We start from the raw sequence: 22508 nt of genomic DNA, 5'->3' as shown, positions 1-22508 counted from the left end.
GGTACCTAGCGCTTTAGAGCGCCTGGCCGAGGCGCTTCACGCCTTCCTCGATCTTGGCCACGTCGGCCGTGGCAAAGCTCAGGCGCAGGGTGGCCACATCGGGGTTCTCGGCAAAGAACGGCGCGCCGGGCACGAAGGCCACGAGCTTCTCGATCGCCCGCTTCGCGAGTTCGTTCGCATCGGCCAGCTTGCCGTTGGCGCCCGTCAGGCGGGCCCAGAAGAACAAGCCGCCGTTGGGCTGCGTGAAGCTCACGGCATCGCCCAGTTCGCGCTTCAGCGCGTCGCCCATGGCCTGGGCGCGCTGGCCGTACACCTCGCGCACATGCGCCAGCGTGGCCGGCATGCGCCCGCTCTTGAGGTACTGCGCGGCCGTGGCCTGCGAGAAGGTGCTGGTGTGCGCGTCGCTGAACTGCTTGCACATGGTGGCCTTGGCCAGCAGCTCGGCCGGCGCGATCATCCAGCCGATGCGCAGGCCCGGGCTCAGCACCTTGCTCAGGCTGCCGCAATGGGCGATGAGTTCGCGGCTGCCGGGCACGTCCTTGCTCAGCGACAGGATCGACGGCGGCGGCGCCTCGCCGAAGTACAGGTCGCCGTAGGGGTCGTCCTCGACGATCAGCGTCTGGTACTTCACGGCCAGCTCGAGCACCTTCTTGCGGCGCTCCAGGCTCAGCATGGCGCCGCTGGGGTTGCCGAAGGTGGGAATCAGGTAGACGAACTTGGGCTTGTGCTCGGCAATGAGCTTCTCGAGTTCGTCGGTCTTCACGCCGTTGGCGTCGATGGGCGCGCTGATGAGCTGCGCGCCGTACAGGCGAAAGCACTGGATGGTGGCCAGGAAGGTCGGGCCCTCCACGATCACCTTGTCGCCGGGCGAGATCATGGTCTTGCCCAGCAGGTCCAGCGCCTGCTGGCTGCCGGTGGTGACGATCAGGCCGCTGGGGTCGACCTCGACGCCCTTGGTCTTCATGAAGGCACCGAGCTGCGTGCGCAACGGCTCGTAGCCTTCGGTGGCGCCGTACTGCAGCGCGCCGCCGGCTTCCTCGGTCAGCGCCTTCTGGCTCGCCTCCTTGAGGCCTTCCACGTCGAACATGGCGCTGTCGGGAAAACCGCCCGCGAAGCTGATGATGCCGGGCTTGCCCAGCAGCTTGAAGAGTTCGCGGATGGCGGAGGTTTCGACGTTGTCGAGGCGGGAGGCGAATTGCATGGTAGGGCTCTCACTTTCTGGGCGCCATTGTCGCGAAACCGGCGGGCAATAAAGCTGCGTGAGCTCATGGCCTTTCGACGATATATTGCGTGTAACGCTGCAAGGCGGTTTTTTCGGTCGACGCGAGGAGGTTCATGCGATGAACATCGGTATCGATTCGGCAAAAGAACTCTCGGCCCATCTCAAGGCCCTGCGAAAAACGCACAACCTGACCCAGGCTCAACTGGGCCAGCGGCTGGGTGTGAAGCAGACCCGGATGGCCGACATCGAGAAGAATCCGGGCGTGGTGAGCGTGGCGCAGCTGCTCGAGGTGCTGCACGCGCTCGATGCCCGGCTGCTGCTCGTGCCGCCACCGGTGCCGCCCCTGTCGGCACGCCGATTGCCGGGCGCGCCGCCTTCGCCGTCGTCACCGTCATCGCCCTTGAGCGGTGCCGACTGGTAGCAGCGGCGCCGGCAAGAGAAATGACAAAACGAGAAATCCGGAGCCTTTCGGGGCCCGCCCCATGAAAAAAGAAAACATCCCGCTCTTCTTCGCCACCCTGCAGGCGGCCAACCCCGAGCCCAAGACCGAGCTCGAATACACCACGCCCTTCGAGCTGCTGGCGGCCGTGCTGCTGTCGGCGCAGGCCACCGACGTGGGCGTGAACAAGGCCACGCGCAAGCTGTTCCCGGTGGCGAACACGCCCCAGGCCATCTACGACCTGGGCGTGGAAGGGCTGGAGGAATACATCAAGACCATCGGCCTGTACCGCAGCAAGGCCAAGCACCTCAACGAAGCCTGCCGCATGCTGGTCGAGCTGCACGGCGGCGAGGTGCCGCGCACGCGCGCCGAGCTGGAGGCGCTGCCCGGCGTGGGCCGCAAGACGGCCAACGTGGTGCTGAACACGGCCTTCGGCGAGGCCACCATCGCGGTCGACACGCACATCTTCCGCATGGGCAACCGCACCGGCCTGGCGCCGGGCAAGACGCCGCTGGAGGTGGAACTCAAGCTGGAGAAGCGCGTTCCGATGGAATACCGGCTGCACGCGCACCACTGGCTGATCCTGCACGGGCGCTATGTGTGCGTGGCGCGCAAGCCGCGCTGCTGGGAATGCGCGGTGCACACCTTCTGCGCCTACAAACCCAAGACCCCCGCGCCCAAAACAGCATGACGGCATGACGCTTCAAGAATGACGACCCAGAAAAGACACACCCCGACCCTCGCGACAGGCGCCCTGCTCCCGGCCCTGCTCGCCACCCTGCTTTGCGCCGCGCCCGGCGCGGCCTGGTCTCAGCAGGCCGCCGGCCTCGCCCCCGACGCCATGGCGCTCTACGGCGGGCGCTGGTCGACCGCCTGCGCCGACAACGCCGCCCCCACGCTGCAGGTGCGCCAGGACGCGCTGATCGCCGAGAGCGGCAAGCGCCGCGTGGTCGGCCGCACGCCGCAGACGGCCTACAGCTTCTTCGGCAACAGCCCGCCGCCGGCCGGCTTCGACGTGGCGCTGATGAGCGATGTCGACAAGGCCGGCGCCATGACCTTCCTGGTCTACCGCGATGCGCGCGGCCAGTCGGTCACGCTGGACGCCGACAAGCCGGTTGCCGGCCAGCTCGGGGCCGAGTTGATGAAGCTGCGCTACTGGCGCTGCGACGGCGCCGCGCGCGCCGCACCGCCGCCGGCCGAGGCCGCACCCGCCGCAAAGCTGCCGCCCCCGCCCACCGGCAGCCCCGCCGCGCTGGCACAGGGCCCGGCCATGCAGAAGGCCTGGCGCAACGCGCTGGGCCCGCGCGAGAACGACCGCTGGCTGGTGCGCCGCGAAGGCCCGGCGCCCGAGCCGCAGTGGGTCACGGTCGAGGGCACGCGCTACCTGCTGCATGCCTTCTGCAAGCCGCACGACTGCCACGACAACAACGCCGTCGCGCTCTACGACCAGGGCTCCGGCCGCATCTACGGGCTGGTGCAGCGCGACGGCCGCAACCGCCTGGTCGGTGCGCCGCCGCCGGCCATGGCGCCGCAACTGGAAAAGCTCTGGCGCGAGCAGTGGCGCCAGAAGAACTGAGCTGAACTGACTCGAACCGAACTGGGCCGGATTGACCCAAGCCCGCTCAGCGCAGCTTGAACATGCTGACCGCGTGCACCAGGCCCGCGGCCTGGTCGTTCATGGACTGCGCCGCGGCCGAGGCCTCTTCCACCAGCGCCGCGTTCTGCTGCGTGGTGCGGTCCATCTGCTTGATGGCGTCGTTCACCTGCTCGATGCCCGCCGACTGCTCCTGGCTGGCCGCGGTGATCTCCGCCATGATGTCCGTCACGCGCCGCACGCTGCCCATGATCTCCTCCATGGTCCTGCCGGCCTCGTTGACCAGCACGCTGCCCGCGTCCACCTCGCCCACCGAGTCGCCGATCAGCGTCTTGATTTCCTTGGCCGCCGCCGCCGAGCGCTGCGCCAGGCTGCGCACTTCCGAGGCCACCACGGCAAAGCCGCGCCCCTGCTCGCCGGCGCGCGCCGCCTCCACCGCCGCGTTCAGCGCGAGGATGTTGGTCTGGAACGAGATGCCGTCGATCACGCCGATGATGTCGACGATCTTTTTCGACGAGGCGTTGATCGACGCCATCTTCTCCACCACCTGGTCGACCACCGAGCCGCCGCGCGAGGCCACCTGCGAGGCCGAGTCGGCCAGCTGATTGGCCAGCCGTGCGTTGTCGGCGTTCTGCTTCACGGTGGAGGTCAGCTCCTGCATCGACGCCGCCGTCTGCTCCAGCGAACTGGCCTGCTCCTCGGTGCGCGAGGACAGGTCGCGGTTGCCGGTGGCGATCTGGCCCGAGGCCGTGGCAATGGAATCGGTGCCCGCGCGGACCTGGCCGACCACCTTGGCCAGCTCGTCGTTCATGGAGCGCAGCGCGTTCATGAGCATGCCCGACTCCGACCTGTCGGCCACCTCGATGCGCGCCGTCAGGTCGCCGGAGGCCACCTGCTGCGCCACATTCACCGCCTGGCCCAGCGGGCGGGTGATGGAGCGCGTCATCCGGAACGCCAGCAGCAGCCCGCCGATCAGCGAGGCGCCGCTGATCGACAGCATCAGCCAGCGCGCGCTCTGGTAGGTGGCCTGGGCCGACGCGGCGCTTTCATCGGCGCTTTTCTTCAGCAGCTCCCGGAAGGTCGAGACGTGTGCCAGCACCTGGTTGAGCAAGGGCATGCATTCCTGCGTCAGCACCTTGATCGCCGCCTCGGTCTGCTTGCCGGTGGCCAGCGTGAGCACCTTCTGCGCGATGGGCAGGTACAGCGCCTCCAGCGCGCGCAACTTCTCCAGCATGCGGCGCTCCTCGTCGCTGGCCGACGCGGGGTTGGCCATGATCGTGCCCAGGGTCGCCATGCCGGCGTCGATCTCGCGCTGCGAGCGCACGACCAGGTCGATATCGCCCTTCTGCGCCACCGGGTCCGTCACCAGCGCCAGGTTGCGCGCCGCGATGGCCCGCTTGCCGATGGCCGACTGCACGTTGTTCAGCTGGTCGAGCTTTCGCGCACCAACTTCCGTGGCAAAAGCGATCCGGTCCGACAGATTTGTCATCTGATGCACGCCAATGCTCGTGATGACGAGCTGCAGCAGCAGCATCAAGGCAAAACCCATTCCCAGGCGGACGCCGATTTTGAGATTCGATAGATCGAACATGTGGGGGACTCCATGGTGGTTTCATCGTTCATCGGCACCGCGGGCATGCGCCACCCCACCCTTGAAGGGCGGGTAGGCAAACCCGGAGAAACTGGATTTCTGGCGATCTGTATGAATGAGAATTCACCAAAGATGCAACCTGATTTCTTACCCGCCGCGCCAGCGTTGCGCACCCGCAGCCGCCGCCTCCTGGTCCGACAGGGCTTGCTCGACCGGCTTGCCGGACCGGGCGAGCGCCGGTGCGTGGTGCTCCAGGCACCGCCGGGCTTCGGCAAGAGCTCGCTGCTGCTCACCTGGCAGCGCCAGCTGGTCTCGGCGGACATCGACATCGCCTGGGTCCGCCTGGCCGCCCTTGCCGAAGGCGACCTGCAGTTCATGACCACCCTGATGTCGGCGCTGGCCGCCATCGACACCGCCATTCCCCGGGGCGCGGTGGCGCACGCGCGGCCCGACGCCGACGCCGTCGAGCGGCTGGTCATCGCGCTGGTGCGCGGCATTGCGGCGCACGGGCGCAGGATCGTGCTGATCGTGGACGACGCGCACCGCGCCGAAAGCGGCAACGTGTTGAACGCGCTGCAGCTGCTGGTCGAGTACGCGCCAGCCAACCTGACCTGTGTCTTCGCCTGCCGCGACCACCTGCCGGTGACCATGGCGCACGCGCCGGTGTCCAAGACGGTGCTGGAGCTGCGCAACGAGGACCTGCGCTTCAGCCTGGCCGAGTCGCTCGAGTACCTGCGCATGCGGCTGCCCGACATCGACGAGCGCGCCGCCGCGGCCATCCACCTGCTGACCGAGGGCTGGCCCGCGCTGCTGCGGCTGGCCAGCGCCGACGTGCGCCGCCGGCGCGCAACGCCCTCGCCGCTGCTGCACGGCATGCCCGACCCCGAGCCGTTCGCGGCTTACCTGCGCGCCCAGGTGTTTTCGCGGCTGTCGGGCACGCAGCTGCGCCTGCTCACCCTGTGCGCCGCCACCGCCCGCTTCAGCCCGGCCCTGTGCGCCGACCTGGCGGGCGAGAGCCACGCCGCGCCACTGTGCGCCGAGCTGCTCGAACCGCTGGTGCGCGACGGCCTGCTCACCGTCCTGCCGCACCGCATCGCCGACGAACGCTGGTGGCAGCTGCATCCGCTGGCGCGCAGCGTGCTGCTGCGGGACTTCGCGGCCTTGCCCGAGGCGCAGCGGCAGAAGATCCACGCGGCGGCCTGGGAATCGCTCGCGCTGCGCGGCATGCACCACGAGGCCGTGCGCCACGCGCTGGCCGCCGGCAACGGCGAGGCCGCCGCCACGCTGGCCGAGCGCGGCGCGCTGGCGCTGTTCCTGCAGGGCCGGATGAACGAGGTGATCGCGCTGGTGCGCCAGCTCGACCCCGCCACGCTCTACACCAACCCCAACCTCCGTCTCTGGATGGCCTGGGTCGAGCTGGCCGACTACCGGCTCGACGACTGCGCGCGCGGCATCGCCCGGCTGCGCGCGGAAGCCGACGCCATCGAGCCGGCCATGCGCTACCGGCTCACGCTGCTGGACTGCCTGCTGGCCATTCGCAGCGACGACAACGACGCGGTCACGCGGCTGATGCCCGAGCTGCTCGAGGCGCCGGCGGCGGCCGACGACTTCGCCCTGGCCGGGCGGCGCAACGTGCTGAGCTGGCTGTACCTGCACCGCGGCGAGTTCGAGGAGGCGCGCCGCATCCAGCGCGACGAGCCGGCGCCCACGGTCGGCGGCGAGCCCGTCGTCGGCACCCTGTTCGGCTCGCTGGTGGGCCAGTGCCTGGTGGGCCTGTCGTACGCGGTCGAGGGCCACATGCACCGGGCCGAGCGCATCTACCGCAACGTGCTGCGCGAGGCGCAGGAACGCGGCGCGCACTGCGCCGAGGCCGCGCGGCTGACGGCCCAGCTGCTGGTGGAGGTGCTGTACGAGCAGCACGGCCCGATCGTCGCCGCGCGCTTCATCCAGGAGCAGCTGGGCACGCACGACGGGCTGATTCCCGACACCACGCTGCGCATGATCATCGTGTCGAACCGCGCGCAGCAGGCCGCCGGCCGGCTGCACGAGGCGCTCGCCCATCTCGCCCAGGCCACGGGCTTCCTGCAGCGCTACCGGATGGACCGGGCGTTGGCCTGCGTGCTGTTCGAGCGCCTGCGCATCGAGCTGGCGAGCCACGACATCGACGCGGCGCGCGCCTCGTTCCAGCAGATGGACGCGCTGCATGACCGCCACCCCGACGAGGAGCCACGCTCGCTGCGCCAGGTGTGCGACGTGCTGGCGCGCGCACGCATCCTGATGGCGGTGCACGACGGCGAACTGCAGTTCGCGCTGGCGAAGATCGAGGCGCTGCGCGAGCGCTATGAGCAGCGCGGGCAGGTCAACCTCGTGGTCTCGCTGCTGCTGCACGCGGCCGAGGTGGAACGCAGGCTCGGGCGCAACGAGGCGTCGGCCGCGCGCGTGCGCTCGGCCCTTCGCCTGGGCCACCGGCTGGGCCTGATGCAGACCTTGCTGAGCGCCCACGACAACGCGCTGCAGCTGGTCCGCACGGCCGCCGCCGAGCCCCAGCTCGACCCGGTGCTGGTGTTCTACGCCGAGCGCATCGAGGCGCTGGCCCGGTCGCAAGGCGACGCAGCGGCCAACCCGCCGGCCACGGCGCGCTTCCCGGAAGACCGCAGCGTGACGCGGCTGCTCACGCTGCGCGAAGCCGAGATCGCCGAGCTGCTGCTGCAGTCGCTGCCGAACAAGAAGATCGCGCTGACGCTCGGGCTCTCGCTCGACACCGTCAAGTGGCACCTGAAGAACATCTACCTGAAGCTGGACGCACACGGCCGCGACGCCGTGGCCGAGCGCATGCGGCACGAGCTCGCGCGCGACGGCAGGAAGTAGCCCGGGCCGACCACAGGCCGCCAACAGGCCGCCAAGAGGCTGCCAACCTCCAAGCTCGAACGTCTTACCGCTCGAAGGTCAGCCAGCCGCCGAACGCCAGCTCGCCGGCCGGCCAGTCGGCCGCCGCCGCGGGGCAGCGCACGCCGCCGTGCAGCAGGGTCACGGCACGCAGCACGCCCGCGTGCGTGACCCACAGCGCATCGCCCTCGCCCGCCAGCCATTCGTCGTGCGCGGCCGCCACGCGCTGCATGAAGCCGCGCACGCTCTCGCCGCGACCGCCGGCGCGCCGGTCGGCAAAGTCGGCGGTCCAGGCCTCGAAGTCTTCCCGCGCAATGGCCGACCAGGGCTGCCCTTCCCAGGCGCCGAAATCCATCTCGGCCAGCCGCGCGTCGTGCTGCACCGAAAGATCGGGGCGCAAGGCCACGATGGCGCCGGCCAGTTCGGCGCAGCGCCGCAGCGGCGAACTGCGCAGCACGATGCCGGCGGGCAGCCGGTGCGCAATGCGCTGCGCCGCCGCCTGCGTTTCGTCCGCATGCGCGGCCAGGTTCGTCGCGCCGTAGCACAGGCCGGGCTCGGCGATCACCGGGGCATGGCGCTGCAGCCAGAGCGTTCGCTGGTTCGCCGCCATGCTCATGCGCCCCACGCCAGCGCGAGGTAGATCGCGAGTTCGCAGACCTGCTGCGTCGCGCCGAGCCCGTCGCCGGTGAAGCCCTGCAGGCGCCGCAGGAAGAGCCGCGCCATCCAGCCCGCCGCAAGCAGCGCCGCCAGCACGGCCGCGCCGACGTGCACCGGGTCGTGCGCGCACAGCAGCAGCGCCACCGCCGGCAGCGCCCACACGAAGGCGATGACCAGCGCGCCGCCGGTGATGGCATCCGCCAGCGGCTTGGCCTTGCTGGCGCCGCTGTCGCCCACATAGGGCAGCCAGCGAATCAGGAACAGCGGCATCAGCCGCGACAGCACATGCGCGCCGACGATGCCGATGGCCGCCGCCTGCAGCCCGCGTGCCGCGAGCGCGGCGAGCAGCGCGAACTTCAGGCCCAGCGCCAGCACCAGCGCCACCGCGCCGAAAGCGCCGATGCGCGAGTCCTTCATGATCTCCAGCGCGCGGTCACGCTGCGCCGAGCCGCCCAGGCCGTCGGCCACGTCGGCCAGGCCGTCTTCATGGAAGGCGCCGGTCATCATCACGGTGGCAACGGTGCTGAGCACCGCGGCGACCAGGGCGCCCGCCACGCCGGGCAGGCCCATGCCGACGCCCACGAACACCAGCGCCGCCACCGCGCCCACGAGCCAGCCGATGCCCGGCAGGTGCGCCGCGCTCGCGCGCAGCATCTGCGGGCTGAAGCCCACCCACGCCGCGAGCGGCCCGGTCACCGGCACCCGCGTGAAGAACTGCAGCGCGAGCAGGAAGTGGCGAACGCCGTTCATCCGAGTCCCTTGCGAATGTTGTGAATGCGGCGCCTCAGGCGTCCTTGCGCGACACGCCCGCCGCCTCGAAGCTCGCCATCTCGCGCAGGATGCGGCAGGCCGACTCGAGCAGCGGCCAGGCCAGCGCGCCGCCCGAGCCTTCGCCCAGGCGCAAGTGGAGGTTCAACAGCGGGTCGAGCCCCAGCCGCTCCAGCAGCAGCAGGTGGCCCGGCTCGGCCGAGCAATGCGCGGCCACGCAGCGTTGCGTGACGTGGGGCTGCAGCGCCTGCGCCACCAGCACCGCCGAACTGGCGATGAAGCCGTCGAGCACGATCACGCGGCGCTCGTGCGCTGCCTGCAGCACCGCGCCGACCAAGGTGGCGATCTCGAAGCCGCCGAAGGCCGCCAGCGCGTCCAGCGGCGCCGTGGCCGAGGCGTGCAGCGCCAGCACCTGGCGCAGCACCTCGCGCTTGCGCGCCAGCCCCGCCGCATCGAGCCCGGTGCCCACGCCGGTGCAGTCGTCGATGCGCAGGCCCGCCAGCCGCGACAGCAGCAGCGCCGCCGACGAGCTGTTGCCGATGCCCATCTCGCCCAGCAGCAGCGCGTTGCCCGGCAGCGCGCGCACCACCTCGCGGCCGTTGGCGATGGCCTGCGCGCATTGCGCGGCGGTCATCGCGGGGCCGGCCGATGCGTCGGCCGTGCCTTCGGCGATGCGCCGCGACACCAGCCCGGGGCGGGCCTGGAAGTCGCGCCGCACGCCGCAGTCGACCACCGTGAGCGCCAGGTCGTGCTGGCGCGCGAGCACGCTCACGGCCGCGCCGCCGGCCAGGAAGTTCTCGACCATCTGCCAGGTCACGTCGCTCGGGTACGCCGAGACGCCGCGCGCCGCCAGGCCGTGGTCGCCCGCGCACACCAGCATCTGAGGCGCCTCAAGCACCGGGTCCTCGGTGCCCAGCACGGTGCCGATGCGCAGCGCCAGCGCCTCGAGGCGGCCGAGCGCGCCGAGCGGCTTGGTCTTGTTGGCCAGCTTTTCCTGCAGCCGGGCGGTGAGCACGGCGTCGGTCAGGTCGGCCAGGTCGGGAATGGCTAGGAGGGAATCGGTCATGCAATCAGTCCGGCGAGCACGCCGGCGTCGAAGTGGGTGTCGATGAAATCGGCCAGGCCGTCGAAGGTGGCGTCGAGCGTGGGCGCCGAGGCGCCGAACAGCGCATGCAGCGCGCCCGGGTCCTCGAACAGGCCATGAAGATAAATGCCGAGCACGTTGCCGCGCGCGTTCTGCCAGGCCAGCCCGTCGGGCATCACGGCCTGGCCGTCCTGCGCCATCTGCGGGTGGGCGGCGCTCTGGCCGTGGTGGATTTCGTAGCCGGCCACCGGCACGCCCGACAGCGCGCCCCAGGCGCCCGCCAGCTCGCCGAAGCTCGCGGCGCGGTGGCGCACGGTCTTCTCGCGTGCGAACACCGTCACCAGCGGCAGCAGGCCCAGGCCCGGCGCGTTGCCGTCGATGCCGTGCGGATCGACCAGCGCCTCGCCCAGCATCTGCAGCCCGCCGCAGATGCCCAGCACCGCGCCGCCACGCTCGGCGTGCGCGGCCACCGCGCGGTCCAGTCCCTGCGCGCGCAGCCAGGCCAGGTCGCCGCTGGTGTGCTTGGAGCCGGGCAGCACGATCCAGTCGGCGGCGGCTACGTCGGCCGGCGTGCGTGCCCAGACCAGCCGCACGCCCGGCACGTTCTTCAGCGCCTGGAATTCGTCGAGGTTGCTGATGCGCGGGTAGGCCACCACGGCCACCGTGCGGGTGACCGTGCCGCTCGCGCGGCTGCGGTCGTCGAACACGCCGTCTTCCTCGGGCAGGCCGTGCTGCCACCACATCGGCAGCGTGGCCACGGTGGGCACGCCTGTCAGCGCCTGCAGCTGCTGCGGCGCGGGGGCCAGCAAGGTGGCGTCGCCGCGGAACTTGTTCAGCACGAAGCCGCGCAGCAGCGCCCGGTCGACCTCGGGCAGCAGCGCCCAGGTGCCGTACAGGTGGGCGAAGGCGCCGCCGCGGTCGATGTCGGTCGCCAGCAGGCAGCGCGCCTGGGCGTGGCGGGCGATGCTCATGTTGACGATGTCGCTGGCCATGAGGTTGATCTCGGCCGGCGAACCCGCGCCCTCGATGACGACCACGTCGTTCTCGGCGCGCAGCTCGTCCAGCGCCTGCGCGATCTGCGGCCACACGCGCTCGCTGCGGCCGCGCCAGGGCAAGGCCGACAGCTCTTCGCTCACCTGCCCCATCAGCACCACCTGGCTGTGGGTGTCGCGCTCGGGCTTGAGCAGCAGCGGGTTCATGCGCACGTCGGGCACCGCGTTGGCGGCCAGCGCCTGGAAGTACTGGGCGCTGCCGATTTCGCCGCCGTCGACCACGCGGGCGTTGTTGCTCATGTTCTGCGCCTTGAAGGGCGCCACCTTCAGCCCGCGCCGGGCGTACCAGCGGCACAGTGCCGTGGCCAGCCAGCTCTTGCCGGCCCCGCTGGTGGTGCCCAGCACCATGACGGCCTGCGCCGGCCCGCTCTTTACCGTTGAACTCATCGGCGGATTGTCGTTGAGCGCCCCCCCAAGCCCGTTCAGGCGCGCAGGGCCGACGAAATGCGACATCTTTCACACATGGAGCCTTGCAAACGCATCCGATGAATCCAAAAGTAGCTTTATTGCGTACATATGGCTTGAACAACGCATAGCACCCAGGGACCCATGCCAGCCTTGAACGATTTGGCGCTTGCCATCGAAGAACGCGAACCCGGCCAGTTTTTCTGGACCTTGCTCGAAGCCCACCATGGCGGCGAGTCGTCCGAAACGCTGGACTACCGCGTCTACCGCGTCGCGGACAAGCCGCAGACCAGCTACTCCAACGCCCTGGCCATGGGCGTGGCCGAGCTGAAAAAAATAAGCGCCGCCGCAGGCCCGGCCACTCAAGGCTGAACCCGCGACGGCGCAAAGACCGCCTTGCGGCTTTCAGGGTTTCAATCTTTCTCGTCGGCTTTCCGTCGAAATTCCGTCGCGTGTCCCGTTCGCCGGCCGCTCAGCGCGCGGCCACCGTCTGCGGACCGGCCGCGGCCGCCACCGGCGCCGGCACGTCCCAGCCCCCGCCGATCGCGCGGACCAGGCCCACGGCCGCCTGGTACTGGGCCGACTTCACCTGCAGCGCCTGGCGGCGGTTGCGCAGCTCGCTGCGGCGCGCGTCCAGCAGGTCGAGCTGGCTGATGTAGCCGTTGCGGTAGCGCGTGTCCGACAGGCTCGTGGCGCGCGCGGCCGAGGTCACGGCCTGCGCCTGCACCACCGACTGCTCCTGCAGGATGCGGATGGAGGCCAGTTGGTCTTCGACCTCCTGGAACGCCGTCAGCACCTGCGTGCGGTAGCTGGCCAGCGCCCCGTCGAGCTGCGCATTGGCGCCCTGCACGCCCGCCTCGCGGCGGCCGCCGTCGAAGATCGGCAGCGACAGCAGCGCACCCACGCCCCACGAGCGGGCCGACCACTTGAAGAGGTCGCCGATCTCGGGCGAGGCGTAGCCGGCGGCGCCGGTCAGCGAGATGTCCGGGAACCAGGCGGTCTGCGCCACGCCCACGCGGGCCTGCGCGGCCAGCACGGCGCTCTGCGCGGCCGACACGTCGGGCCGGCGCGTCAGCACCGTGGCCGGCACGCCGGGCGGAATGGACGGCAGCGCCGTCGACCAGTCGGCGCTGCCCAGCGCGAAGCTGGAGGCCGAGTCGCCGACCAGCACGGCCAGCGCATGTTCCACCTGGGCACGCTGGCGGTCGAGCGCGAGCGCGTCCGACTCGGTCGACGACACCTCGGTCTGCACGCGCGCCACGTCGAGCTCGGCGATGTCGCCGGCCTGCTCGCGGCGCTGCGTCAGGCGCAGCGTGTCGCGGTAGGCCTCGACCTGCTCGCGCACCAGCACGCGCTCGGCGTCGAGCGCGCGCAGTTGCAGGTAGGTCTGCGCCACCTCGGCCTGCACCGCCAGGCGCGTGCTCTGCAGCAGCGCCTCGCGGCCGGCCGCATCGAGCCGGGCCGCGTCGCTGGCGCCCGAGAGGCGCCCGAACAGGTCGACCTCGTAGGAGAACGTGGCGCCCACGTTCGTCATGGTGCCCGGCCGGACGCTGGCCGAGGCCTTGTCCAGGCCCGCGCCACGGTTGGCGCCGGCGCCCAGGCCGATCTGCGGCAGGCGGTCGGCGTTGGCGCTGCGCGCCAGCGCGCGGGCCTCGGCCAGCCGCGCGGCCGCCGCCTGGATGTTGTTGTTGTTGATGTCGGCCTTCTCGACCAGCGCGTTGAGCGCCGGGTCGTTGAACGCCAGCCACCAGGCGCCGCGCGCCTGCGCCTCGGAAGGCACGGCCCGCGTGAAGCCGGCCGGCGGCGCGACACCTTGATTGGCTTGATTGCCTTGCTCCTTGAACTGCGCCGTGGTCGTGATCTCGGGCAGGCCCGAGGGCACGGTGGCACAGCCGGCCAGCACCAGGGCGGCCATCAGCGGCAGCAAGGCGCCGCGAAGGGGCTTCACCAGAGGTTGTACTGAGAATTTCATGATCAGCTTTCTTCTCGATCAGTCATGCGAACCGTGCGAAGGACGCGGCGAGGCAGGCACCGGGTGCAGGCCACCGCCCGAACCGCCACTCGACGGCGCGGCAGGATGCTCGGCCGACACGAAGTCGTCGCCGTGCGGCACTTCGCCATGCAGCTTGAGCGGCCTGTTGCCCGCCAGGCGGCGCAACAGCACATAGAACACCGGCGTCAGGAACAGGCCGAAGGCCGTCACGCCGATCATTCCGGAGAACACCGCCACACCCATCGCCTTGCGCATTTCGGAGCCGGCGCCGGTCGACAGCACGAGGGGCAGCACGCCCATCACGAAGGCCAGCGAGGTCATCAGAATCGGGCGCAGGCGCAGGCGGCTGGCTTCGATGGCGGCCTGCACGGGTGTGCGGCCGGCAAACTCGAGCTCCCGTGCGAACTCCACGATCAGGATCGCGTTCTTCGCACTCAGCCCCACCAGCACGATCAACCCGATCTGCGTGAAGACGTTGTTGTCACCCCCCGATATCCATACGCCCGTCATCGCGGCCAGGATGCCCATGGGCACGATCAAGATGATCGCGATCGGCAGCGTCAGGCTTTCGTACTGCGCGGCCAGCACCAGGAACACCAGCAGGATGGCCAGCGGGAACACCAGGAAGGCGGAGTTGCCGGCCAGGATTTCCTGGTACGTCAACTCGGTCCACTCGAAGCTCACGCCCTTGGGCAGCGTCTCGGCCGCGATCTTGGTGATCGCGTCCTGCGCCTGGCCCGACGAGTAGCCTGGTGCCGGGCCGCCGTTGATGTCGGCGGCCAGGTAGCCGTTGTAGCGCATGGCGCGTTCCGGACCGAAGGTCGAGTTGACCTTCATCAGCGCGGCCAGCGGCACCATCTCGCCCGAGGTCGAGCGCACCTTCAGCAGGCCCACGTCTTCGGCACGGGCGCGGTAAGGCGCGTCGGCCTGCACCCGCACGCTGTACGTGCGGCCGAACTTGTTGAAGTCGTTCGCGTACAGGCTGCCCAGGTAGATCTGCATGGTGTCGAAGATGTCCGTCACCGGCACGCCGAGCTGGCGGGCCTTGGTGCGGTCGATGTCGGCATACAACTGCGGCACGTTGACCTGCCAGCTCGTGAACATGCCGGCCAGCTCGGGCGCGGCTTGCGCCTTGGCCATGAAGGCCTTCACCGCCGCGTCCATCTGGTCGTAGCCGACCGAGGCACGGTCTTCCAGCTGCAGCTTGAAGCCGCCCGTGGTGCCCAGGCCCGCCACCGGCGGTGGCGGGAACATCACGATGAAGGCGTCCTGGATGCTGGAGAAGGCACCGTTCAACTGGCCTGCCACCGCACCACCGCTTTGATCGGCGCGCTTGCGCTCGTCGAAGGGCTTGAGCGTGACGAACACGATGCCCGAGTTGGAGCTGTTGGTGAAGCCGTTGATCGACAGGCCCGGAAACGAGATGGCGTCTTCCACGTTCGGGTTGTTCTTGATGAGGTCACCCATGCGCTTGATCACGTCTTCCGTGCGATCGAGCGTGGCGCCGTCGGGCAGCTGGGCAAAACCGATGAGGTACTGCTTGTCCTGCGCCGGCACGAAGCCGCCGGGCACCGCCTTGAAGAGGCCGAAGGTCACGGCGATGAGCGCCACGTAGATCACCAGCATCAGCGACTTGCGCGAAATGACGCTCTTCACGCCGCCGCTGTAGGCCTCGGAACCGCGATGGAACATGCGGTTGAAGCCGCGGAACAGCCAGCCGAAGGCCTTGTCCATGCCGCGCGTGAGCGCGTCCTTGGGCTGGTCGTGGCCGCGCAGCAGCAAGGCGGCGAGCGCGGGCGACAGCGTGAGCGAGTTGATGGCCGAGATCACCGTCGAGATCGCGATGGTCACCGCGAACTGGCGATAGAACTGGCCCGTGAGGCCGCTGATGAAGGCCAGCGGCACGAACACGGCCACCAGCACCAGCGCGATGGCGATGATGGGGCCCGACACTTCGCGCATCGCACGGTAGGTCGCTTCACGCGGCGTGAGGCCCGCCTCGATGTTGCGCTCGACGTTCTCCACCACCACGATGGCGTCGTCCACCACGATGCCGATCGCCAGCACCAGCCCGAACAGGCTCAGCGCGTTGATCGAGAAACCGAGGATGTGCAGCACCGCGAAGGTACCGATCACCGACACCGGCACGGCCAGCAGCGGAATGATGGAAGCGCGCCACGTCTGCAGGAACAGGATCACGACCAGCACCACCAGCATGATGGCTTCGAGCAGCGTGTGGATCACCGATTCGATCGATGCGCGCACGAACTGCGTCGGGTCGTACGCAATGCGGTACTCCAGGCCTTCGGGCATGTTCTTGTTGAGCTCTTCCATCGTCTTGCGCACGTTGGAGGAGATGTCGAGCGCGTTGGAGCCCGGGGCCTGGAACACGCCCATGCCCACGGCCGGGTCGTTGTTCAGCAGCGAACGCAGCGAGTAGTCGGCAGCGCCCATTTCCAGCCGGCCGATGTCGCGCAGGCGGGTCACGGCGCCGTCGGTGCCGCTCTTGACGATGATGTCGCCGAACTCTTCTTCGCTCTGCAGGCGCCCTTGCGCATTGATCGACAGCTGCATGTCCACGCCCGACAGGCCCGGCGATGCGCCGACCACGCCGGCCGCGGCCTGCACGTTCTGGCCGCGGATGGCGGCCACCACGTCGGACGCCGAGAGGCCGCGCTGCGCGACCTTCTGCGGGTCGAGCCACACACGCATGGAGTAGTCGCCGCCGCCGAAGATCTGGACCTGGCCCACGCCTTCGATGCGCGCCAGCGGGTCCTTCACGTTCAGCACCGCGTAGTTGCGCAGGTAGTTGATGTCGTAGCGGTTGTTCGGCGAGACGAGGTGGACCACCATCGTCAGGTCGGGTGCGCTCTTGACGGTCGTGATGCCCAGGCGGCGCACTTCCTCGGGCAGGCGCGGCTCGGCTTGCGAGACGCGGTTCTGCACGAGCTGCTGTGCCTTGTCGGGATCGGTGCCGAGGCGGAACGTGACGGTGAGCGTGAGCACGCCGTCGGTCGTGGCCTGGCTGCCCATGTAGAGCATGCCCTCGACGCCGTTGATCTGCTCTTCGAGCGGGGTGGCCACCGTTTCGGCGATCACCTTCGGGTTGGCGCCCGGGTACTGGGCGCGCACCACCACCGAAGGCGGCGCGACTTCCGGGTACTCCGAGATCGGCAGCCCGCGCAGCGCGATCAGGCCGGCTATCAGCATCAATAGCGACAGCACGCCGGCAAAGATCGGCCGGTCGATGAAGAATTTTGAGAGATTCATGTTGGTTCTCCGGCGGGCGCGGGTGCGCCCTCCTCCGAAATCAGGACTTGGCCGCTTCCGCGACGCGTTCCGGTTGTTGCTGCTTGGGGTCGGCCTTGGCGTCCATGGTCACTTGCTGCGGCGCCACCAGCGCACCCGGGCGGATGTGCTGCAGGCCGTTGACCACCACGCGGTCGCCCGCCTTCAGGCCCTTGCTCACGACACGCAGGCCGTTGATCGAAGCGCCCAGGGCCACTTCGCGGTAGACGGCCTTGTTGTCTTCACCCACGACCATCACGAACTTCTTGTTCTGGTCGGTGCCAATGGCGCGCTCGCTCACCAGCAGCGCGGTGTCGCTGCGGGCCTGGCCCATGCGGATGCGTGCGAACTGGCCGGGAATGAGCGCGCCGTCCTTGTTGTCGAACGAGGCACGCACGCGCACGGTGCCGCTGCGGGCGTCGACCTGGTTGTCGATCAGCTGCAGCTTGCCGGTGAAGGGCGTGCCGTCCAGGCCGGCGGTGCCCATCTGCACGGGAATGCTCTCGATCTGGCCGCGGGCGCTGGAGCCGCTCGGCAGGTCTTTGAGGGCGCGGGTGATGACCTGCTCGTCGGCGTCGAAGCTCGCGTAGATCGGGCTCACCGACACCAGCGTGGTCAGCACCGGGGCGCCCGGACCGGCCGCCACCAGGTTGCCCACCGTCACCTCGACCTTGCCGATGCGCCCCGACACCGGGGCACGCACCTGCGTGTAGCCCAGGCTCAGGCGCGCCGTCTGCAGCGAGGCCTGGGCCGCGCGCAGGTTGGCGTTGGCTTCGCTGCCGGCGTTCACGCGCTCGTCGTACTCGCGCTGGGCAATGGCCTTGTCGTCCCACAGGCGCTTGGCGCGCTCCTGCTCGCTGCGGCTGAAGGACTGGCGGGCCTGGGCGGAAGCCACCTGCGCTTCGGCGCGCTCGACTTCGGCCGCGTACGGCGCGGGGTCGATGGTGACCAGCAGGTCGCCCTGCTTCACCAGCGCGCCTTCACGGAAGTGCACCGACTGCACGGCGCCCGCCACGCGGGAGCGCACGTCCACCCGCTGCACGGCTTCGAGCCGGCCCGAGAACTCGTCCCAGGCATTGATCTCGCTCGACGCCACGGTCGCCACCGACACCGGCGTGGCCGGGGGCGCGGCCGGGGCGTTATTGGCCTCGGCCTTGAAACTGTGCATGCCCAGCACGGCGGCCGCCACGGCCAGCACCGCCGTCAGGCCGGTCACGGTGGGCCACAGCGCCTTGGGGGCGGTGGAAGACAGCTTTTTTTCGTTGTTCGACATGATGTTCGTCCTTCTCGATGACTTTTGGGATGCAACAGGCCACCCCGGCGCTTTTGGCACCAGGAGGCGAAATTCAGGAAAAAAAGGGCCCCCGCACGCTGCCGCGCTGGCAGCGTGTCGTTCAGGCAGCCGGGGTGGGCTGGGGACTAGCTGGGGTGGTTGGACGCCGAGGGCGGCGGCGTGGTCGCGCTGAAGAACTCACGGAAGTGCCGCTGCACCGTGGCCTCACAGGCCACGCAAGCCGTGTTCTCGGTGTCGTACAGCGCCTTGGGCCAGTTCGCGGCGCTGGGCAGCACGCTGCTCGTCACCTCGATGCCGGCGCCGCGCAGGCGGTTGGCGAAAGCCATGGCTTCGTCGTGCATCGCGTCGTCCGCGCCCACCAGCACCAGGGCCGGTGCCAGCGCGGCGAGCCGCAGCGAGCCGCTGGGCACCGCATAGGGGTGCGTCGCGTTCGACGGGCAGCTCAGGTACTTTTCCCAGCCGCTGGCCCAGCGGCATTCGCTGGCGTCGTTGGTGGCCTTGCGCAGCGAGGCGGTACCGGCGCACGGGTCGAGCATGGGCGACAGCAGGATCTGCCCGGCGATCGGCGGGTGCGCCCGGTCACGGGCGATCAGCGCCACCGCGGCGGCCAGGTTGCCACCGGCTTCCTCGCCGGCCAGGTACACCTGGGCGCCCTTGCCGCCGAGCTTGGTGCGTTGCTTGTAGAGCCATTCGAGGGCGGCATAGCCGACCTCGATGGGTTCGGGGAACGGAGATTCGGGTGCCAGCGGGTAGGCCACCGACACCACCACCGCGCCCGCGCCGGCCAGCAGCCGGGCCACGTTGCGGCCGTTGTCCAGGCCGCCGCACACGAAGGTGCCGCCATGGAAATGCAGCACCAGCGGCACCACGTCGCCCTTGGCCCGCTGCCCGTAGACACGGGCGCCGACCGGCGCGCGGCCGGGCAGCTCGATCGACAGATCGGCTTCCACGCCTTGCGTGGCGGCGCGGATGGCAGCTTCGGCAGAAAGGGACGATGGAGCGGGGGACATGGGCGACCTCGGGGTATTGGGCGATGGTTGAAATATAAGGCGCCGCATGTGACGTTAAACAGGGTTGATGCCCCTACTCTGTTTCCAAACTGCTAACAATCGGATGGTCAACGGGGATTTGCCCGCATGTGTGAGAATCCGCGTCCCCCGGTGTGGGCCGGGTACCCCAGAACAGGCATTCGATGGATCAAATCCAGGCCATGCGGATCTTTGTCCGCGTCGTGGAAGCCGGCACCTTCACCCGTGCAGCGGACTCGCTCGCCCTGCCCAAGGGCACGGTCACCAAGCAGATCCAGGCGCTCGAATCGCGCCTGCGCGTGAAGCTGCTCAACCGCACCACGCGGCGCGTCACGGTCACGCCCGACGGCGCGGCCTACTACGAGCGCGCGGCGCGCCTGCTCAACGACTTCGACGACATGGAAGCCAGCATGACGAATGCGCAGGCCAACCCCACGGGGCGGCTGCGCATCGACATCGGCACCTCGGTGGCCAGGCTCATCATCCTGCCCCACCTGGCCAGCTTCTGCGACCGCTACCCCGACATCCAGGTCGACCTGGGCGTGAGCGACCGCACCGTCGACCTGATCAGCGACAACGTCGACTGCGTGATCCGCGCGGGCGAGCTCAACGACCAGTCGCTGGTGGCGCGGCGCATCGGCACGCTGCATTTCGTGACCGTGGCGTCGCCCGCGTACATCAAGCGCTACGGCATGCCGCAGCACCCGAACGACATCGAGAAGCGCCACGTGGTGGTGAGCTACTTCTCGGGCACCACGCGGCGCGTGTACCCGCACGAGTTCAAGAAGGGCGACGAGCACATCGAGCTCAACGGGCACTACCGCGTGTCGGTCAACGAGAGCAACGCGCACATCACGGCCGTGCTGGGCGGCTTCGGCATCTCGCAGTGCATCACCTTCATGGCCGAGCCGCTGTTGGAAAGCGGCGAGCTGGTCGAGGTGCTGCCCGACTGGGAGCGCGAGCCCCTGCCCATTCACGTGGTGTACCCGCCCAACCGCCACCTGAGCGCGAAGGTGCGCGCCTTCGTGGACTGGGCCGCCGAGCTGTTCGCGAAGAACCCGAGGCTGCAGCGGCGCTGACGGCCCGCTGAACGCGGGATCGGGAAGGCGGGATCGGGAAGGCGGGATCGGAAGGGCGAGATCGGAATTCGGGACCGGCTGTTTCAGCCGGCGTCGCGAATTATTTATCTCCGCCCCCTAAACTTTCGCCGGCTTCTGCCGCTATTGAGTGAGACCCCTGCCGGAAAGCGTTGCAATTTCCGGCCGACATGCGCGTGCCGCGGCTTCGACGAAGACCGCGTCCGCCAGAACAGAAATACCGCAAGCACATGGACACAGACCAGTCGAACGGCCAGACGGACGCGCCCGGCCCATCGCACGACCCGTCAGACGAAAGCACGAGCGAGTTCGGCCGCCGCAATCCGCTGGAAATCGGCGCGCGGCTGCGCAACCTCGCCAACGGCAGCGACTTCCTCACCGTCCAGTACGCGGGCGGCCAGTTGGTGACGCAGCTGCTCGACGTGGACGTGCACGCGCGCACCTTCATCTTCGACTGGGGCGCATCGGCCGAGCAGAACCAGGGCCTGCTGGCCGCGCCGCGCTGCCACTTCAGCGCCCAGCCGGACGGCGTGCGCGTCGAGTTCGCCACCGCCACGCCGCGCGAAACCCGCTACGAAGGGCTGCCCGCCTTCGAGGTCGACTTTCCCGAGCTGCTGTTCTACCTGCAGCGCCGCGAGTACTTCCGCGTCGACACGCCGGTGGTCGATGCCTACACCTGCACGGGCCGCTGGCCCAAGGGCGATGCGTTCCGCTTCGACGTGCACGACCTGTCGCTCGGCGGCGTCGGCATGCGCACCTCGGACGCGCGCGTGGCCGACCTGCCCATGGGCACGCTGCTGAAGAATTGCGAACTCTCGCTCGGCGCGCTCGGCCGGTTCTCGCTCGACCTGGAACTCATGTCGTGCCGCCCCACCGCGCTGCCCAACGGCACGCGGCGCCATCAGCTGGGTTTTCGTTTCCTGGCGCTGCCGGGCAACGTCGAAGGCCGGCTGCAGCGCCTAATCACGCAGCTGGAGATGAAGCGCAACGCCCTGGTGCGCTGAGCGCGTTCGAGCGGGGCGGCGGCCCCGCGGTCAGCCTGGGAACACCGGCTCGCAGCGCACCTCGGTCTTCACCGAATTCGCGATGAAGCACTCGTCGTGCGCGCGGTGGTGCATCTGCTCGATCTGCTCGCGCGTGGGCAGGCTGGCGCCCGAGAACCTCACCTCGGGGCGCAGCGTGACCACCGTCATCGCCATCTTTCCCTCGGCGTTCTTCTCCATCACGCCCACGGCCGCGTCGAAGTAGCGGTCGACCACGAACTTGCGCTTCACCGCCATCGTGAGGAACCACAGCATGTGGCAGTTCGACAGCGACGCCACGAACATCTCCTCCGGATCGACCGCCGACGCATCGGACATCGGCAGCGGCACCACGTGCGGCGACGACGAGCCCGGCACCTGCGCGCCACCGTCGAAGCGCAGCGTGTGCCTGCGGCTGTAGGTGTTGGCGAGAAAGTCCTGCTCGCCGCGCTCCCAGAGGATTTCCGCGCTGTACTGGGCCATGGTGCTGTTCCTTGTGTTCAGAAGCCCCGGACGCATCAGTGGCGTCAGAGGCGTCAGAGGTAGATGTAGTAGCGGTACTTGGTCAGGCTGCCCTGGCTGGGCAGCGTGAGGAAACTCTCAGCCAGCATGCCGCCGTTGGCCACGATCACCTTCTGCGACGCGTGGTTGTCGGGCCCGGTCGTGATCTCGATGCGGCTGAGGCCCTCGCCGGCCGCCAGCATCAGCATGGCCTGCAGCGCGCGCGTGGCGTAGCCCTTGCGCCGCTTCCACGGCACCACGTTGTAGCCGATGTGCCCCAGGCAGTACACCGGCAGCGCGATGGTGCCGGGCTGCCAGCGCAGGTCGATGCTGCCGCAGAACTCGCCGTCCCACAGCCAGCACTTGTAGCCCGGCAGGCGCGGCACCTTCGTGCCGTCGGGCAGCGTGATGGGGTCGCCCTTCGCCTCGCGGTCCACCAGGCTCGCGAGGAAGCGCGTGGCGTCGGCCTCGATGGCAGCGCGGTCTTCGGCGCCCGACTCGGGGCGCGACTCGTCGCGCGCCCAGCCGCGGTTAAGCGCCGACACGTAGCTCGCCAGGTAAGGCCGGGCCGGCCAGACGAGCTCCAT

At 69.6% G+C, this 22508-nt stretch carries 19 protein-coding genes; 7 read left to right on the top strand and 12 right to left on the bottom strand.

The annotated features are described in order from the left end of the window. Nucleotides 1-13: 13 nt before the first annotated feature. Nucleotides 14-1201: an aminotransferase-like domain-containing protein gene (locus tag BM013_RS22560; protein WP_093129871.1), complete on the bottom strand. Its 1188-nt coding sequence runs from the start codon at nt 1199-1201 to the stop codon at nt 14-16. Between the two features lie 58 nt (nt 1202-1259). Between BM013_RS22560 and BM013_RS22555 the strand changes: the two genes are divergently transcribed. The 3 genes from BM013_RS22555 (at nt 1260) to BM013_RS22545 (ending at nt 3237) form a co-directional block, all read left to right on the top strand. Then, complete coding sequence (locus tag BM013_RS22555) at nt 1260-1643, top strand: helix-turn-helix domain-containing protein (RefSeq protein WP_256221602.1); 384 nt, start codon at nt 1260-1262, stop codon at nt 1641-1643. 61 nt (nt 1644-1704) lie between these two features. Continuing rightward, on the top strand, nt 1705-2352 hold the full coding sequence (nth, locus tag BM013_RS22550) for an endonuclease III (protein WP_093129869.1): 648 nt from the start codon (nt 1705-1707) through the stop codon (nt 2350-2352). A gap of 18 nt (nt 2353-2370) precedes the next feature. Next, complete coding sequence (locus BM013_RS22545; protein WP_093129868.1) at nt 2371-3237, top strand: Ivy family c-type lysozyme inhibitor; 867 nt, start codon at nt 2371-2373, stop codon at nt 3235-3237. Between the two features lie 46 nt (nt 3238-3283). Here BM013_RS22545 and BM013_RS22540 read toward each other — a convergent pair whose 3' ends face one another. Further along, on the bottom strand, nt 3284-4846 hold the full coding sequence (locus BM013_RS22540; protein ID WP_093129867.1) for a methyl-accepting chemotaxis protein: 1563 nt from the start codon (nt 4844-4846) through the stop codon (nt 3284-3286). A 132-nt stretch (nt 4847-4978) separates the two neighbouring features. Between BM013_RS22540 and BM013_RS22535 the strand changes: the two genes are divergently transcribed. Then, a complete protein-coding gene (locus tag BM013_RS22535; RefSeq protein ID WP_177225537.1) occupies nt 4979-7714 on the top strand; it encodes a LuxR C-terminal-related transcriptional regulator in 2736 nt (911 codons plus the stop codon). 64 nt (nt 7715-7778) lie between these two features. Here BM013_RS22535 and BM013_RS22530 read toward each other — a convergent pair whose 3' ends face one another. The 4 genes from BM013_RS22530 to BM013_RS22515 are packed head-to-tail and all read right to left on the bottom strand — an operon-like array spanning nt 7779 to nt 11680. Further along, nucleotides 7779-8348, bottom strand: coding sequence for a histidine phosphatase family protein (locus BM013_RS22530; protein ID WP_093129865.1), 570 nt, complete (start codon nt 8346-8348; stop codon nt 7779-7781). After that, nucleotides 8345-9139, bottom strand: coding sequence for an adenosylcobinamide-GDP ribazoletransferase (gene cobS, locus BM013_RS22525; RefSeq protein WP_093129864.1), 795 nt, complete (start codon nt 9137-9139; stop codon nt 8345-8347). The genes BM013_RS22530 and cobS overlap by 4 nt, the downstream gene beginning before the upstream one ends. 34 nt (nt 9140-9173) lie before the next feature. Continuing rightward, nucleotides 9174-10223, bottom strand: coding sequence for a nicotinate-nucleotide--dimethylbenzimidazole phosphoribosyltransferase (gene cobT, locus BM013_RS22520; RefSeq protein WP_093129863.1), 1050 nt, complete (start codon nt 10221-10223; stop codon nt 9174-9176). Then, nucleotides 10220-11680, bottom strand: coding sequence for a cobyric acid synthase (locus BM013_RS22515; RefSeq protein WP_093129862.1), 1461 nt, complete (start codon nt 11678-11680; stop codon nt 10220-10222). Before BM013_RS22515 ends, cobT begins: the two co-directional genes overlap by 4 nt. Nucleotides 11681-11842: 162 nt before the next feature. On the opposite strand from BM013_RS22515, the gene BM013_RS22510 reads away from it, so the two are divergent. Next, complete coding sequence (locus BM013_RS22510) at nt 11843-12070, top strand: hypothetical protein (RefSeq protein ID WP_093129861.1); 228 nt, start codon at nt 11843-11845, stop codon at nt 12068-12070. 100 nt (nt 12071-12170) lie between these two features. On the opposite strand, the gene BM013_RS22505 is transcribed toward BM013_RS22510, so the two are convergent. From BM013_RS22505 to BM013_RS22490, 4 genes are all read right to left on the bottom strand, one after another. Further along, nucleotides 12171-13670 (bottom strand): efflux transporter outer membrane subunit, encoded by a 1500-nt coding sequence (locus BM013_RS22505; protein WP_093129860.1) that lies wholly within the window; start codon nt 13668-13670, stop codon nt 12171-12173. A gap of 18 nt (nt 13671-13688) precedes the next feature. Further along, nucleotides 13689-16961 carry an efflux RND transporter permease subunit gene (locus tag BM013_RS22500; protein ID WP_093129859.1) on the bottom strand — a complete coding sequence of 1091 codons (3273 nt, stop codon included), beginning with the start codon at nt 16959-16961 and terminating at the stop codon, nt 13689-13691. Between the two features lie 40 nt (nt 16962-17001). After that, the gene (locus BM013_RS22495) at nt 17002-18252 is read right to left on the bottom strand and encodes an efflux RND transporter periplasmic adaptor subunit (protein WP_093129858.1); all 1251 of its coding nucleotides are present in this window, start codon (nt 18250-18252) and stop codon (nt 17002-17004) included. 146 nt (nt 18253-18398) lie between these two features. Next, nucleotides 18399-19283 (bottom strand): alpha/beta hydrolase, encoded by an 885-nt coding sequence (locus BM013_RS22490; RefSeq protein WP_093129857.1) that lies wholly within the window; start codon nt 19281-19283, stop codon nt 18399-18401. Between the two features lie 182 nt (nt 19284-19465). Between BM013_RS22490 and BM013_RS22485 the strand changes: the two genes are divergently transcribed. After that, nucleotides 19466-20380, top strand: a complete 915-nt coding sequence (locus BM013_RS22485; RefSeq protein ID WP_093129856.1) for a LysR family transcriptional regulator — start codon at nt 19466-19468, stop codon at nt 20378-20380. Nucleotides 20381-20628: 248 nt separating this feature from the next. Beyond that, entirely contained in the window at nt 20629-21402 is a 774-nt protein-coding gene (locus BM013_RS22480) for a flagellar brake protein (protein WP_093129855.1), read from the top strand. Between the two features lie 30 nt (nt 21403-21432). Here BM013_RS22480 and BM013_RS22475 read toward each other — a convergent pair whose 3' ends face one another. Next, nucleotides 21433-21903 carry an OsmC family protein gene (locus BM013_RS22475; RefSeq protein WP_093129854.1) on the bottom strand — a complete coding sequence of 157 codons (471 nt, stop codon included), beginning with the start codon at nt 21901-21903 and terminating at the stop codon, nt 21433-21435. Between the two features lie 53 nt (nt 21904-21956). Then, nucleotides 21957-22508 carry a GNAT family N-acetyltransferase gene (locus BM013_RS22470; RefSeq protein ID WP_093129853.1) on the bottom strand — a complete coding sequence of 184 codons (552 nt, stop codon included), beginning with the start codon at nt 22506-22508 and terminating at the stop codon, nt 21957-21959.

Source organism: Variovorax sp. OK605, assembly GCF_900115445.1.
Classification (GTDB): Bacteria; Pseudomonadota; Gammaproteobacteria; order Burkholderiales; family Burkholderiaceae_C; genus Variovorax.
Note: the sequence above shows the minus strand (reverse complement) of the source record. Positions and strands in the feature narration are given on the sequence as shown.

Bases quoted from the DNA above. Each gene is read 5' to 3' on its own strand.
- BM013_RS22560 (WP_093129871.1), bottom strand. From the start codon at position 1,201: ATGCAATTCGCCTCCCGCCTCGACAACGTCGAAACCTCCGCCATCCGC.
- nth (WP_093129869.1), top strand. From the start codon at position 1,705: ATGAAAAAAGAAAACATCCCGCTCTTCTTCGCCACCCTGCAGGCGGCC.
- BM013_RS22545 (WP_093129868.1), top strand. From the start codon at position 2,371: ATGACGACCCAGAAAAGACACACCCCGACCCTCGCGACAGGCGCCCTG.
- BM013_RS22540 (WP_093129867.1), bottom strand. From the start codon at position 4,846: ATGTTCGATCTATCGAATCTCAAAATCGGCGTCCGCCTGGGAATGGGT.
- BM013_RS22535 (WP_177225537.1), top strand. From the start codon at position 4,979: ATGCAACCTGATTTCTTACCCGCCGCGCCAGCGTTGCGCACCCGCAGC.
- BM013_RS22530 (WP_093129865.1), bottom strand. From the start codon at position 8,348: ATGAGCATGGCGGCGAACCAGCGAACGCTCTGGCTGCAGCGCCATGCC.
- cobS (WP_093129864.1), bottom strand. From the start codon at position 9,139: ATGAACGGCGTTCGCCACTTCCTGCTCGCGCTGCAGTTCTTCACGCGG.
- cobT (WP_093129863.1), bottom strand. From the start codon at position 10,223: ATGACCGATTCCCTCCTAGCCATTCCCGACCTGGCCGACCTGACCGAC.
- BM013_RS22515 (WP_093129862.1), bottom strand. From the start codon at position 11,680: ATGAGTTCAACGGTAAAGAGCGGGCCGGCGCAGGCCGTCATGGTGCTG.
- BM013_RS22510 (WP_093129861.1), top strand. From the start codon at position 11,843: ATGCCAGCCTTGAACGATTTGGCGCTTGCCATCGAAGAACGCGAACCC.
- BM013_RS22505 (WP_093129860.1), bottom strand. From the start codon at position 13,670: ATGAAATTCTCAGTACAACCTCTGGTGAAGCCCCTTCGCGGCGCCTTG.
- BM013_RS22500 (WP_093129859.1), bottom strand. From the start codon at position 16,961: ATGAATCTCTCAAAATTCTTCATCGACCGGCCGATCTTTGCCGGCGTG.
- BM013_RS22495 (WP_093129858.1), bottom strand. From the start codon at position 18,252: ATGTCGAACAACGAAAAAAAGCTGTCTTCCACCGCCCCCAAGGCGCTG.
- BM013_RS22490 (WP_093129857.1), bottom strand. From the start codon at position 19,283: ATGTCCCCCGCTCCATCGTCCCTTTCTGCCGAAGCTGCCATCCGCGCC.
- BM013_RS22485 (WP_093129856.1), top strand. From the start codon at position 19,466: ATGGATCAAATCCAGGCCATGCGGATCTTTGTCCGCGTCGTGGAAGCC.
- BM013_RS22480 (WP_093129855.1), top strand. From the start codon at position 20,629: ATGGACACAGACCAGTCGAACGGCCAGACGGACGCGCCCGGCCCATCG.
- BM013_RS22475 (WP_093129854.1), bottom strand. From the start codon at position 21,903: ATGGCCCAGTACAGCGCGGAAATCCTCTGGGAGCGCGGCGAGCAGGAC.
- BM013_RS22470 (WP_093129853.1), bottom strand. From the start codon at position 22,508: ATGGAGCTCGTCTGGCCGGCCCGGCCTTACCTGGCGAGCTACGTGTCG.